Here is a 14644-nt window from a genome sequence, read left to right as displayed (position 1 = left end):
TTTCAGCTTCTAAAAAAGTTTTTTAACCGCAAATTTCACAAATTTCCACGAATTAATTTGAGAGAATTTGGGCAATTTGTGGTTAACTATCAAGCTTTTCAGTCTTGCCGACTTTTAGTCCGTAAAACTAAAACTGGACTTCAAACGCGTAGTTGTTTATTTTTGCGAGCAATTTTCAGCGTTAAACAAAAAAACAAAAAATAATCTCTTAAAAAGGAGAATACTATTTTTAAGAATATATCCCTCCGTTTATGTTTATAATTTCGCCGGTAATATAACTTGATTTTTTAGAGATCAAAAAGCTTACCAAATCTGCTACTTCCTCGGCTTCGCCAAAACGATTCACCGGAATTAGCTTTAGTAATTCTTTCTCATCCAGCTGGCTTGTCATGTCCGTTCTGATAAAACCAGGAGCAACTGCGTTAACCGTAATATTACGTTTGGCAACTTCTTGTGCCAATGCTTTGGTTGCCGCAACAATAGCGCCTTTTGCAGCAGAATAATTGGTTTGTCCGGCCGTTCCTTTTACGCCTGAAACCGAAACCATATTGACAATTCTGCCATATTTATTGCGAAGCATTTTTTGGATGAAAAACTGTGTCACATTAAAAAATCCGTTTATACTTGTGTTTATTACTCCGTTCCAGTCTTCGGGAGTCATCCACATAAAAAGACCGTCTTTTGTAATTCCGGCGTTATTTACAATAGCTTCTACCAGAGCCTCAGGATTGGCTTCCTGCCATTTTGTTAAAATGCTTTGAACTTCTTCAAAATTAGAAACATCAAAACCTAAGATTTCTCCGGTTGCGCCTAATTTTTGTATTTCCTGAAGTGTTGCTTCGGCAGCTGTTTTATTCGAATGATAATTAATCAGTATGTGATAATTGGATTCGACGGCTAATTTTTTACAAATAGCACTTCCAATTCCTCTCGAACCGCCTGTTACTAATACACATTTCATTTTTTATTATTTATTGGGGGATAAATATTATTTCTTCTTTTTAACTGCAGGTTTAGCTGCGGTTTTGGTTGCAGGTTTAGCCTGTTTTATTTCTTGTTTTGGCTTTTCTACGGCAACTTCAATTGTCTCTTTTTTCTCTGTTTGAGAAAATAGCTCAGCGTTTTCAAACCATTGATTGCTTATGACAGTTCCGTCTGGGTTAAGAAAACCCCATTTTCCTTCATTTTTTACTCTCGCCACACCACCAATAAATCCTTTATCCTGCTGTACAAACATGGCTATAATTCCGTTTGCTGTAATTCCGTATTGTGTTGGGATAACTAATTTTCCTGTTTCATTGATAAATCCCCAGTTCTTTTCTTTTACAGGAGCCAAGCCGTTTGAACTGAAAACTTCTGCATCGTTGTAAGTTGGTTCAATTACAAATTCTGCTTTTGGGTTGATATATCCCCATTTTGAACCGACGCAAACTGGAGCTAAATTTTTTGAGAATGCTTTTGCTTTATCATATATTGGAGTAATGACCCAATTTCCTTTTAAATCAATAAAACCAATTTTCCCGTTCTTTTTGGCAAAAGTCAAATCTTGTGTTTCAAAATCCCAGATTTTTTCTGCTCCGTCAACTGGAATAAAATTTCCGGCACTTACAACTCCGAAAGTTTTATCCTTTCTTGCCCAGCTTGTATTTTTAAAATAATTACCTATTTCATCATAAGCAGGTTCAATAAGTTCTTTTCCGGACGTATTGATAATTCCCCATTTTTTATTGTTTTCAACTCTCGCGAAACCATTTTCAAAAGGTTTAATCTGATCGTATTTTGGTTCCAGAACAACGGTCATTTTTGGATTGATCAATCCAACTTTATTATTTTGTCTGAAAAAAGCAACGCCATCTTTAAAATCAAATAATTTCTCAGAAGCAGGTGCTTTTTGAATTTCTCCTTTTGTATCAATATAAACCCAGTCCTTGCCTTTTTTAACAACGGCAATTCCGCTGTTAAAATCTTTTGCATCATCAAAAGTTGCCGGAATTGTAAAAGTTCCTTTTGTATCTATGAATCCCCATTTTCCATTTTCTTCTGCTGCAGCAAGACCTTCAGAAAAACTTCTTGCTGATTTGTATTTTGGTTCAATTTTAAAATCTCCGTTTTTGGAAATATATCCAATTTTAGAATTTTTTTTAACTAAAGCCAGTTCCTGACTATTAACAAATTGAATACAGCATGCAAATAAAAAAAGAAGTATTTTTTTCATGATTAAAGGTTCAATATTAATAATGTGAAAATTAAAATTTAGCTGTTTATCAGATAATCTTTTACTTGTTGCACAAACGGATACATTACCTGATCTTCCTTAAACTCCGGAATTATATTACGAACATCGTCGTACCATTTTTTGGTAACTGATGAAACTTTGTTTTTTTGGTTTAAATAATCAATTGCCTGAACAATCGTGATCATTTCGATACTTAAAACTTCAAATGCATTTTCGATTACTTTTGAGGTAATCACGGCTGCGTTTGTTCCCATACTTACAATATCCTGATTGTCGTTGTTGTTCGGAATACTGTGAACATACATTGGGTTGGATAACATTTGGCTTTCGGCAGTTGTTGAGGTTGCCGTAAACTGAACACCCTGCATTCCGAAATTAAATCCTAATGTTCCTAAATTGACAAATGGGGGAAGAATTTCGTTGATTTTTGAATTCAGTAAATAATTCAATTGACGTTCTGCCAGCATCGTTAATTTGGTAATAACGATTTTTAATTTGTCCATTTCCAGTGAAATATAATCACCGTGAAAATTACCCCCGTGATAAACGTGTTTGTTTTTTACGTCGATAATTGGATTGTCGTTTGCCGAGTTAAATTCGTCTTCTAAAATAGAAGCAACGTTATTAATTGTTTCTAAAACCGGACCTAAAATTTGAGGTACACATCTTAAAGAATAATATTCCTGCACTTTTTCTTTGAAGATTTCCTCAGTGTTTTCTCCAGAATATAAATGGTCTTCTCTTTTACGGATTAAAGTACTGTCAGAAAGGTTTTCTCTCATTCTTGAAGCTACTTCCTGCTGCCCTTTATGACGTTTGGTTTGGTTTAATTCTGCAGAGAAATGATCGTCATACGCCTGAACCAATTCATTGATGGCGCAAGAACATTTTAAAGACCAGTCTAATAATTTATTAGCATGATGCACATTGACAACGCCAATTCCGGTCATAACCGAAGTTCCGTTAATCAAAGCCAGACCTTCTCTGATTTCTACCTGAATTGGTTTTAAACCTTCAATTTCAAAAACCTCCGGAGTTGGTCTTCTTTCTCCTTTATAAAAAACTTCGCCTTCGCCAATTAAGACTAAAGCCAAGTGTGATAATTGTACTAAATCGCCGCTCGCGCCAACGCCACCATGCTCAAAAATAAGAGGTGTAATATCTCTGTTGATTAATTCAGCCATCAAGTGGATGACAGAAGGATGAACACCGGAATTCCCTAAGGAAAGCGTATTCAAACGAGCTAAAATTGCTGCTTTTGCACAAACCGGACTTAATGGTTTTCCGGTTCCTGAAGAGTGGCTTCTAATTAAATTATATTGCAACTGAATTTGGTCTGACTCTTTAATACGATATTGAGCCATTGGTCCAAAACCAGTATTTACACCATATATTATTTTGTTTCCTGAAAATTCTTTCAGAAAGTTAAAGCTTTCGTTTACCCGATTTAAAACTACATCGCTAATTGCAACTTTGTTATTCCCAAAAATAATGGATTCGAATTCTGCTAAACTTAAATATTCATTAATTGTGTTCATTAAATCGTTTTTGATTATGCTAATTTAATTTTATTTATCAAAATAAATGTAGTTATTTTGATGAAGGCAAATGTAAGTTAATAATCGATAACATTTTTATTATGACAAAGGAGTTTGTTGATGTTTTAGTGATTGGTGCAGGACCTTCTGGATGCGTTTCGGCGTCTTATCTTCATAAAAATAATATAAAGATAAAAGTGGTGGAGAAAACAAAATTCCCAAGGCTTGTGGTTGGCGAAAGCCTTATTCCGCGGGTGATGGATCATTTTGCCGAAGCCGAACTTTTTGAATGTCTCGATGCAATGAATTTTGAGAAAAAACTCGGCGCCCGCTTTATCAGAGGAGAAGAAATTTGTGTTTTCGATTTTAGTCAGAAATTTGGAGAAGGCTGGGACTGGACCTGGCAGGTACCGCGTGCAGATTTTGACAATACGATGGCACAGGAAATTGTTCGAAAAGGAATTGACTTAGAATTTGAATCAGAGGTTTTGGAGGTTTCTTTTGAAGGAAAAAATTCGAAAACCATTGTAAAAGACAAAGACGGAAATTTAAAAGAAATTCACGCCAAGTTCATTATTGATTCCAGCGGATACGGACGCGTTTTGCCAAGACTTTTAGATTTGGATACACCTTCAAAATTAGATCCGCATTCTTCGATATTTACCCACGTAAAAGATATAAACAGACCAGAAGGCGAGGAAGGAACTCAAATTTCATTTGACATTCTGGAAACCGAAGTTTGGTTATGGGTTATTCCGTTTTCGAATGGAAACACCAGTTTAGGGGTTGTGGGTCCGACGGATTTCATCAATTCGCTTTCAGAAAATAAAGATAATGTTGAAGCGTTGCGAAATGCGATTCAGCAATCCGATTATTATATCAAAAGATTTAAAGGAACCGAGTTTTTGTTTGAACCGGTAAAACTCGAAAATTATTCGAGAGCGGTAAAAAGAATGTATGGAGATGGTTTTGCCTTGACAGGAAACAGCTCAGAATTTTTAGATCCGGTTTTTTCTTCAGGAGTTGCGTTTGCAACAGAATCGGGAATGCTGGCTGCAAAATTATACATTAAAGAATCGCAGGGAATTGAAGTAGACTGGGAAAATGAATTCACAGCTTACATGAAAAAAGGAATTGCTGTTTTTACCACTTACGTGAAAGAATGGTACACCGGAAACCTGCAGACTTTGTTTTTTCATCAGCCCGAAAATCCAGATGTGAAAGAAAAAATTTGTTCTGTATTAGCTGGATATGTTTGGAATGAAGAAAACCCTTTTGTGAAAAAACATGATCATGTTATTAAGAATATGGCCTATTTATTGAATATGCAAAAAGAACAAAGCCCTGAATAATCAGGGCTTTTTTTGTGATATATTCGAATGATTTAATGTTTATTTTGTAGTTTTTGCATATCCTTCTATTTCGGCTAAATATATAAAGTTTAACTTTAAAGTGGTATAATTGTTGATTTAGTAGTTAAATTCAACTTTAAAATTGTTTTTTTGGTTTTAAACGAGTAATTTTGCGGTGATTATTAAAATGATTAATATGTCTCATAAAGCAACTGTCACATCTTTTTTACAGGAACTTAAGCAAATAATAAAAACATGGGATATATTTTTTGTAGATAGAGCTAAAAATAGTATACAAGATTTAGCAGATATTGGCATCACGGCTAACTCAAGAAAACAAATAATTACTCAATTAGAAGTTGAAGATTATAGTGAAGGTCCTCTGCCTGAAACACAATTTAATGGAAAAGAATTGTGGATTTTCGGGAAAATAATAAAAACTCAAGAAGTTTACATTAAGCTTACTTTGTCTAAAAGTACCAACAATGCGATCTGTATCTCATTTCATAAAGCAGATCATCCTATAAAATTTCCTTATAAAAATCAAATAGAAGAATTATGAAAAGTCCAATTACAGGTAAGGAAATGACCTTACAAACCAATAAAAATAGTGTGGTTTTCCGTAAAGAAGAGTTTGAATATTTTCATTTGAGTTATTATTGTGAAGATAGTCAAGAATCATTTACAACAACAGAAATAGACGAGTTAAATTTAAATCAAGTTTATAATCAATATAGAGATAAACATAATATTCTTTTTGCAGATGAAATCCTGAGTATTAGAGAAAAATATGGATTATCCGCAAATAAGATGTCTCAGATATTGGGATTTGGAGCAAATAGCTATAGAAATTATGAAAAAGGGGAGGTTCCAAGTATGGCAAATGCTAATCTAATTCAAACGATTTCTAATGACTCTATCGTTTTTAAAAATCTCGTTTTGAGGAGTACAGATTTAGAAGAATTTGAAAAAAGTAAAATATTAGTAAAAATTGACGCTGCAATAGAATTAGAATCAGAAACAAATGATGAAAACAAGTTTGTTAGCATGCTTTTTGAAAATATGCTTCCAGATGTTTTTTCAGGGTATCGAAAACCAAATATTCAAAAACTATCGGAAATGGTTGTATATTTTTCAGAAAAACTTTTACCAACCGTAACTATGATGAATAAATTATTATTCTATGCAGACTTTGGGAATTATAAAAAATCCGGATACTCAATAAGTGGCACTAGATATATGGCACATAATTATGGTCCTGTTCCTGTGAGATTTAACGGGATATTTGATTATATGACAAATAAAAAAATTGTTGACTTACAAACTGAATTTTATGGTGATTATACTGGAGAGAAATTCATTCCTTCTCCTTTAAAAAGTTTTAATTCTGAGTTATTTAATGAAATTGAGTTAGAATCATTGGAAGAAGTTGTTGTGAAATTTAAAAATTGTAATGCAAGTCAAATTAAAGATATTAGTCATAAAGAGAAAGCATGGATTGAAAATGAAAAGGGAAAAAATAAAATTAATTACAATTATGGATTTGATTTAATTCATATCTAAATTATAATGAATTAGACACGTTTAGAAGGATTTTCAATAGATTATTTTCAGGAAAAAATAGTCATTAATAAAAAGAGGATATCAATTTGATATCCTCTTTTTGTCTTCAAAAAATAATATAGTAAAAAAATTATACTACCAGAACTTAACATACAAAGCCACAATTACTAATAATGTAATTACAATTAAAACTGTAGTTTGTGGTTTAACTTTAAACATTTCAGCGTCAATTTCAAACGCTTTTGGATTCACTTTAGGACCAGCGAAACTGATTCCGATCATTGCTAACATGGTAAAGAAGAATGATAATCCCATACAAATGTGGAAAGGAATTTCGAAAGCACCTTTTCCGTTAGGATAAGCTGTATATAACAATGTTTCATTTCCGAATAACATTGGAGCATATTCATTGAATAAAACGGACAATACAAATCCTAAAATTACACCCACAATTGCAGCAGCTCCGGTAGTTCTTTTCCAGAACATACCAAGGAAGAACATAGCAAATACACCAGGGCTAATGAAACCTGTATATTTTTGGATGTAAGTGAATCCACCAACACCACCAATTCCTAAAATATCATTCCATGTAAATAACACCGCTAAAAGCATTGCAGCAAAAACGGCAATTCTACCAATGTTTACCTGTTGTTTTTCACCCGCTTCTTTTTGGATGTATTTTTTATGAATATCTAAAGTATAAATAGTCGAGATACTGTTTACTTTTCCAGCCAATGAAGCTACAATTGCCGCAGTCAAAGCCGCTACAGAAAGTCCTTTTAAACCGGTTGGCAGGAATGTCAATACAGCAGAATAAGCTCCATCTTTTCCTCCAACTAATTGTGGTAAGTGTCCGTTTTCATATAAAACAAATGCAGCGATACCAGGAAGCATTACGATTAAAGGCATTAATAATTTTAACATACCAGCAAATAAAATTCCTGTACGGGCAGTTTGCAAGTCGGCACCTAAAGCTCTCTGTGTAATGTATTGGTTACATCCCCAATAGTTTAAGTTGATGATCCAGATACCGGCAAGGTAAGACATCAAACCTGGGAAAGTCAAATATTTGTCGATTTCAAGTTGAGATGAATTCGCCGTTGGTTTTGGGATAATCATTTTGAAATGCTCAGGAGCTTCTCTCATTAAGACTTTAAATCCTTCGATTGCACTACTACTTATTCCTAACTTTTCTCCAACAGTTACCAATGCAATATACGAAGTTACAAGTCCTCCAATAATTAAAACCGCAACCTGAATAACGTCAGTATAGGCCACAACTTTCATACCTCCTAAAGAGATAAACAAAGCAAATACAGCCAATCCAACCATGATTACGTGAAGGTATTGTCCACCAGCAAGTCCATTAATAGCAACCGCTCCTAAATAAAGAATAGAAGTTAAGTTTACAAAAACGTATAAAAACAACCAGAAAACCGCCATAATTAAAGCAGTAGATTCGTTGTAACGCGTTTTTAAGAATTGAGGCATGGTGTAAATCTTATTTTTAAGATATACAGGAATAAACCAAACCGCTACAATAATAAGAGCAACAGCAGCAAGCCATTCGTATGCAGCAACGGCGATTCCTAAAAAGAAACCTTCACCGCTCATTCCGATGAATTGTTCAGCTGAAATGTTTGAGGCAATTAACGAAGCTCCAATAGCCCACCAGGTTAAATTTCCTTCAGCCAAAAAGTAAGCTTTAGCATCTTGTTCATCTTGTTTACGTTTTCTGTAAACGGTATAACCGTAGACCGAAACTACGATAAAGTAAATAATAAAAACCGCATAATCTGCGAAAGCAAGGTTCTGGTTCATTGATAGTAGTATTTTAAAATTAGTATAGGTGATTGGTTGTTTAATAAATTATAAAATCAGCTTTTTTGTGGTTTTATCTGACTAAAAATACAATATGTGTTTTATTTCTGTTATTATTTTGTCAAAATAAGAACGAAAGCCAAAAGTAGAATAAAAATCTATATTTACATCATGCACAAATGTGTTTTTTACATTTATGGATATGATATAATGTTAAAATTTAAATAGATTTTTATTTAGCTTCAGCTTTTTCGCCTATTGTTGCTTTACTTTTATAATGCACATCTGGCTGTTGTCTTAAAATTTCCGCACTTTTTTCAGGTGTGATATCACGTTGCGACTCGCCTAACATTTCGTAGCCAACCATGAATTTTTTAACTGTAGCAGATCGTAGCAAAGGCGGATAAAAATGCATATGAAAATGCCATTCAGGATGTTCTAAGCCATCTGTTGGTGCCTGATGAATTCCTGATGAATAGGGGAAAGAAGTACTAAATAAATTATCGTACTTAATGGTTAATTGTTTTAAAATTTTGGCATAAGAGCTTACTTCCTGCTCTGTGAAATCGGTAATTTTAGAGATTGCTCTTCTGCTCAAAATCATAGTTTCATAAGGCCAGATTGCCCAGAAAGGAACTAAAGCCACAAAATCATCGTTTTCGATTACGATACGACTTCCTGATCTTAATTCGGCCTGAAGGTAATCTTCAAGAAGCGTTCTTTTGTTTTTATCAAAATAGGATTTTAGGCTATGATGTGTTTTCTCGACCTGAGTTGGTAATGATGATTGTGCCCAGATTTGTCCGTGCGGATGCGGGTTGCTACACCCCATAACACTTCCTTTATTTTCAAAAATCTGAACGTGATTAATGTATTTTATGCTTCCTAAATCAGTGTATTCTTTTTGCCAGGTTCTAATGATATTTTCAATTCCGTCCAGATCCATTTCCGGTAGTGTAAGATCGTGTCTTGGTGAAAAACAAACCACTCTCGAAATTCCCTGTTCTGGTTTAGCTTTAAAAAAGGTATGTTTAATGTCTTCTTCAAAAATAATTTCTTCCTGTTTCATGGCAGCAAAATCATTTTCAAAAACAAAACTGCTGTCGTATTTCGGATTACTTACTCCGTTGGCGCGAACATTCCCCGGACATAAATAACAAGTTGAATCGTATTTTGGTAATGCTTCAGTGGCGATTGTTTCATTTTGTCCCTGCCACGGGCGTTTTGCACGATGAGGTGAAACTAATACCCATTCGTTAAGTAAAGGATTGAAGCGTCTGTGAGGATCTTCGTTAATGTCAAAATTTTTCATTGTATGCTAGTTGTGGTATTAAAGTAATGTTGTTCCGTTGGATATTTTTACATCATAGAATTTTAATTCAATTCCAAATGTATCTAAATAAAGGTTTGAAAATTTACGTTTAACCTCATTTTCGTGCCCTTTTTCAACTAAATTTATGGTACAACCTCCAAATCCGCCACCCATTACACGGGCTCCAATGATCGCTTCGTCAGCTTTTGCGGTATCTACAAGCATATCCAATTCAGCACAACTTACTTCGTACTCCTGCGATAAACCATAATGCGTTTCAAAAAGCAATTGTCCTAAAAGTTTTATATTTCCTTTATCAAGCGCCTCACACGCTCTTATTACACGATTAATTTCCTTTACGACAAAATGAACTCTCTTAAAAACAATCGGAGTAAATTGATCCTGAATACTCAAAAGTTGCTCTTCTGTGCAATCTCTAAAACTTTTTACTTCCGGAAAATGATTTTTTATAATTGATAAACCCTCCTCACATTCTAATCTTCTTGTATTATATTCAGAAGTAAAAAGAGAATGTTTTACATTGCTATCAAATAAAATAACGGAGTAATCTTTGAAATCAGCATCGTGATATTCAAATTCTAAGGTATTACAATCTAATTTTATCACTTTGTTTTCAAGTCCGTGCACGCTCGAAAACTGGTCCATAATTCCACAATTAATACCAACCCAATGTTCTGCTTTTTGTCCCATTAGCGCAATATCAACTTTTTCAATTTTTAAATCGAAAAGTTCCTTAATTCCAAAAAGAAGACCGCACTCTAAAGCTGCCGAAGAAGACAATCCCGAACCAACCGGAATATTACTGCTGAAAACACAATTGAAACCTTCAAATGAAAACCCATTGTCCTGAAGTTGCTTCACAACGCCACGAATATAATTGGTCCAAATGATATCACTTAATTGAATCGATTCTGTTAAATCAAGTTCAAATTCTTCCTTTAAATCGATGGCGATTATTTTAGATTTTTTGGTATTGCTTTTTTCAAAAGCAAAGCAAATTACTTTATCAATAGCAGCCGGTAAAACATAACCGTCGTTGTAATCGATATGTTCTCCAATAATATTAATTCTTCCCGGAGATAGCACAATTTTTTGAGGAACAGATCCGAAAGATTTCTCAAAAAAGGCTGAGGTCGTTTGTATTAAAATGTCATTCATTATTTGTGATTGTGTTGTCTTGTGATTCAAATGGAAAATCATTAAAATCAGATAAAATATGTTTTAAGATAATTAATTAATACGATCAAATTTATAAACTGTTGTCTGGCGATACTCTTCGTTTTTTTTCAAAACAGAATTCGGGAAATGTGCCTTATTTGGTGCATCCGGAAAATTTTGTGTTTCAAAACAAATTCCGCTTGTTGCGTGATATTTTGTATTTTCTTTTCCCGAAAGAATATCAAAACAATTTCCGCCTACATATATATGTACACTTGGCTGGTCTGTATAGACTTCCATTTTCAGATTGTTTTTCGCACTGAGCAATTGAGCGGCAATCTTATCTTTTGAATCAATTACAAAAGAATTGTCAATAGAAGAAGGGCAATTTTTAGGAGTTCTGAAATCGAAATTATGATTAGAAAGATCCGTGAATTTTCCTGTTGGAATACCTTCAACATCTGTTTCTAACATTTTAGAAGAATCGATATACATTTGCTGATCTAAGACTGCAGTATCATGCCCGTCAAGATTAAAATAACTGTGATGGGTTAAGTTTATAACAGTATCTTTTGTGGTAATTGCTTTATAATCCAGCTTTAATTCGTTTTGCTCTGTCAAAGTATAAGTAAGATAAACGTGCAGTTCTCCAGGAAAATTTTCGTCTGAATCTTCGCTTAAAAGCCCAAAAGTTATGGATGGATTTTCTCCGCCGGTAATATCAGTTACATTCCACACTCTTCTTCCAAAACCTATATTGCCACCGTGTAAAGTATTGCCATTATTATTACCAACAAGCTGAAATGTTTCATCATTTAAAGTGAAAGTTCCTTTACTGATTCTTCCTGCATATCGGCCAATTGTGGTTCCGAAATAAGGCGCACTTGGTAAATTATAAGAAGACAAATAAGATTCCAGATTATCAAAACCTAAAACAACATCTACCAGTTTTCCGTTTGATGCCGGAACTTTTAAGGAAGTAACTGTCGCGCCGTAATTGATAAGCTGCACTTTCATTCCGTTTTTATTACGTAATTCAAAAGAATGAATTTCTTCGTTATCAGGCATTAAACCAAATAATTTGCAATCAGACTGATCTTGAAACTGCGATATGTGTTTTATTTCCATGTTATTTTTACCAAAAATGAAATCCAAAAATAGAAACATTCTTTATGTTTACATACCAGTACCTACCAGTTTTTTGTATATTGCTTAAAAAAGCAATTTTCATGAACATAATATCTATTCAGAGCAATCTTGGTTTACCAAAATATAAACAGATTATTCTTTCAATTGAAAAAGCGATCGAAGAAGGTCAATTGATAAAAGGTGACCGACTTCCATCTGTCAATAAAGTTTGCCTGGCTTTTTCTTTATCACGGGATACTGTTTTGTTAGGTTATGATGAGCTGAAGAAAAGAGGGATAATTTATGCCATTCCAGGTAAAGGATATTACGTCAAAAGCACCGGAATTGCTATAAAACAGAAGATATTTTTGCTTTTTGATGAATTGAATATTTTTAAGGAAGACATCTATAATTCATTTTTAAAAAACATTGGAAAAAATGTTCAGGTCGATATTTTCTTTCATCATTTCAATTTTCAGGTCTTTCAAAAACTAATAAATGACAGCAATGGAAATTATACGAAATACATTATCATGCCGACCAATTTAAATGATATAGTCAATTTGATAAAAACCCTACCAGTGAACGATGTTATTATTTTGGACCAGACCAATCCAGATTTAAAATCATACCCGGCGATTTATCAAAATCATGAAAAAGACATTTTTGAAAGCTTAGTAAAAGGAAAAGCCAGGGTAAGCAAATACAAGAAATTGATTTTAATTTTCCCGGGATTTAGAGAGCCGCTTGGAATGAAATTAGGTTTTGAAGCTTTTTGTTCCGAATATCATTTTGAGTCTGAGATTATAACCGAATTTACCGATCGCGAAATCACTTCAGGAGATTTATATATTATCCCGAATGACCGTGATCTGGTTCGTGTAATTGAAAATGCAAGAAATCAGAATTTAAAGTTAGGATCTGATTTTGGAATTATATCGTATAACGAAACACCTTTGAAAAAAGTGGTTGCAAACGGAATTAGCACTATTTCAACCCATTTTGAAATGATGGGTAAAATATTGGCCGAGATGGTTATTAAAGGAAACAATGTGCAAATAGAAAATAAGTCGGCCCTTATTATGCGAAACTCACTATAGTGTATAAGTTTAATTTTTGTTTAAAACGCATCTATATCACAATTAAAGCTCTTTTTGTTTATTAATTTTATAAGTTATTGGTAAAAAAAATAAGAATGCAATTTTTTGTTTTTGTTTAATTTTTTTACTTACATTTGCAAATGTAAATTTTACACTTATTATTTGTTTTGTTCAATTTGTAGGAGTATAAAAAAGAATAATTTGTTAAGTTTTTTAAAATTAGTTTTATTGAAGAAAAAAACCCTGAAGTTGTAGCTTTCAGGGTTTTTGTTTTTTAATGGAAAAAAAATAACAACAGAATAAAGGAGTAATACCGATTTTTTTAAGTCATTTTAATCCTTTAAGCTGTGGCTTACTAGTGTGATTATAAGTTCAGTACAAAATCATTTAGTAATTTTTCTTCGTATTTTTCTTTGTTGAAGGTATATAAATAAGAACCTTTTCTGGATGACTGCATGTCTTTTTCATCTAATTTATTCAGAATTTCTAATGAATTAATTTTACTGATAAAATTTCGTTTGTCTAATTCCTTGCTCAAAATGGCTTCATACAATTCTAATAATTGACGCATTGTAAATTTTTCAGGCAACAATTCAAATCCAATTGGTTTTATTGAAGTTCTATAGCGTAATCTCCTAATGGCAAAATCTACCATTTCGTTGTGGTCAAAAATTAGATTAGGAGCATCGGTTATACTGAACCATTGTGCATGATAATTTTGAATAAGTTCTGTATTATGATTTTCAATATTAATTAAAGCATAATAGGATACAGAAATAGTTCTTTCAACCGGGTCACGATCAATTTCGCTGTATGCATATAACTGCTCCATATAAATATCGTGTAACCCGGTATAGGTATGTAATATTCTGATGGCTGCGTTATCAAGTACTTCATCACGTTTTAAAAAACCTCCAATCAAAGACCATTTTCCTTTTTCAGGTTCAAAGTCTCTTTTGATTAAAAGTATTTTTAAACCTTCATGGTCGAATCCAAAAATGATACAATCTACTGCTAATAGAACTTTATCGGCAGAGCTATAACTGTTTAGCATATTAAATATTTTAGTGGTAAATATATAAACTTCCTAATAGGTTTCATAATTTATTAATGTAGTTTTTACACTTGCAAAATTAACTAATGCATGATATTATCAAAAAGAATCTTTTTAAAAATGCAATAGCTGTTTTTTCATGAGATTTCTTTTGAAACAAAAAAAAACATGTTAAATATTATTTTTCAAAAGTACTATTTTTCTTTTTAAAGAATTCAAAATTAAATGGTTTAAGAAATTTTTCGCCCCGCTTTTTTTGTTAAAAAATCTCCTTTTTAATACAAAAGATATATTTTACTCAAATAATTTTCGTAAAAGATCCATTATTTCAAATAAAACAACCGGTTTCGTAAATTTATTT

General features: G+C 32.9%; 12 protein-coding genes. 4 read left to right on the top strand and 8 right to left on the bottom strand.

Translation table 11 applies throughout. The features are described 5' to 3' along the window. Nucleotides 1-229 precede the first annotated feature (229 nt). The 3 genes from fabG to B0A65_RS05905 are packed head-to-tail and all read right to left on the bottom strand — an operon-like array spanning nt 230 to nt 3774. Nucleotides 230-961, bottom strand: coding sequence for a 3-oxoacyl-ACP reductase FabG (gene fabG, locus B0A65_RS05915; protein WP_074660044.1), 732 nt, complete (start codon nt 959-961; stop codon nt 230-232). 27 nt (nt 962-988) lie between these two features. Continuing rightward, nucleotides 989-2215, bottom strand: a complete 1227-nt coding sequence (locus B0A65_RS05910; RefSeq protein ID WP_074660043.1) for a WG repeat-containing protein — start codon at nt 2213-2215, stop codon at nt 989-991. A 38-nt stretch (nt 2216-2253) separates the two neighbouring features. Beyond that, nucleotides 2254-3774 (bottom strand): HAL/PAL/TAL family ammonia-lyase, encoded by a 1521-nt coding sequence (locus tag B0A65_RS05905; protein WP_074660042.1) that lies wholly within the window; start codon nt 3772-3774, stop codon nt 2254-2256. Nucleotides 3775-3875: 101 nt separating this feature from the next. Between B0A65_RS05905 and B0A65_RS05900 the strand changes: the two genes are divergently transcribed. The 3 genes from B0A65_RS05900 to B0A65_RS05890 all read left to right on the top strand — a co-directional run bounded on the left by B0A65_RS05900 (nt 3876) and on the right by B0A65_RS05890 (nt 6689). Then, nucleotides 3876-5126: an NAD(P)/FAD-dependent oxidoreductase gene (locus B0A65_RS05900; RefSeq protein ID WP_074660041.1), complete on the top strand. Its 1251-nt coding sequence runs from the start codon at nt 3876-3878 to the stop codon at nt 5124-5126. Between the two features lie 196 nt (nt 5127-5322). Next, nucleotides 5323-5688, top strand: a complete 366-nt coding sequence (locus B0A65_RS05895) for a type II toxin-antitoxin system MqsR family toxin (protein WP_074660290.1) — start codon at nt 5323-5325, stop codon at nt 5686-5688. Next, nucleotides 5685-6689: a type II TA system antitoxin MqsA family protein gene (locus B0A65_RS05890; protein WP_074660040.1), complete on the top strand. Its 1005-nt coding sequence runs from the start codon at nt 5685-5687 to the stop codon at nt 6687-6689. The genes B0A65_RS05895 and B0A65_RS05890 overlap by 4 nt, the downstream gene beginning before the upstream one ends. Before the next feature lie 135 nt (nt 6690-6824). Here B0A65_RS05890 and B0A65_RS05885 read toward each other — a convergent pair whose 3' ends face one another. The 4 genes from B0A65_RS05885 to B0A65_RS05870 form a co-directional block, all read right to left on the bottom strand. Then, complete coding sequence (locus B0A65_RS05885; RefSeq protein WP_074660039.1) at nt 6825-8510, bottom strand: sodium/sugar symporter; 1686 nt, start codon at nt 8508-8510, stop codon at nt 6825-6827. 232 nt (nt 8511-8742) lie between these two features. Then, nucleotides 8743-9822 carry a UDP-glucose--hexose-1-phosphate uridylyltransferase gene (locus B0A65_RS05880; protein ID WP_074660038.1) on the bottom strand — a complete coding sequence of 360 codons (1080 nt, stop codon included), beginning with the start codon at nt 9820-9822 and terminating at the stop codon, nt 8743-8745. An 18-nt stretch (nt 9823-9840) separates the two neighbouring features. Beyond that, nucleotides 9841-11001, bottom strand: coding sequence for a galactokinase (galK, locus tag B0A65_RS05875; RefSeq protein WP_074660037.1), 1161 nt, complete (start codon nt 10999-11001; stop codon nt 9841-9843). 72 nt (nt 11002-11073) lie between these two features. Continuing rightward, on the bottom strand, nt 11074-12129 hold the full coding sequence (locus B0A65_RS05870) for an aldose epimerase family protein (RefSeq protein WP_074660036.1): 1056 nt from the start codon (nt 12127-12129) through the stop codon (nt 11074-11076). A gap of 101 nt (nt 12130-12230) precedes the next feature. Between B0A65_RS05870 and B0A65_RS05865 the strand changes: the two genes are divergently transcribed. Then, on the top strand, nt 12231-13229 hold the full coding sequence (locus B0A65_RS05865; RefSeq protein ID WP_074660035.1) for a GntR family transcriptional regulator: 999 nt from the start codon (nt 12231-12233) through the stop codon (nt 13227-13229). A gap of 364 nt (nt 13230-13593) precedes the next feature. Here B0A65_RS05865 and B0A65_RS05860 read toward each other — a convergent pair whose 3' ends face one another. Further along, nucleotides 13594-14283: an NUDIX hydrolase gene (locus B0A65_RS05860; RefSeq protein ID WP_074660034.1), complete on the bottom strand. Its 690-nt coding sequence runs from the start codon at nt 14281-14283 to the stop codon at nt 13594-13596. Between the last annotated feature and the right edge of the window lie 361 nt (nt 14284-14644).

Origin of the sequence: Flavobacterium frigidimaris, from assembly GCF_002217275.1 — a bacterium.
In the GTDB taxonomy this organism is placed as follows: domain Bacteria; phylum Bacteroidota; class Bacteroidia; order Flavobacteriales; family Flavobacteriaceae; genus Flavobacterium; species Flavobacterium aquidurense.
The sequence above is the reverse complement of the archived record's forward strand: the minus strand, read 5'-3'. Positions and strand labels throughout refer to the sequence as shown.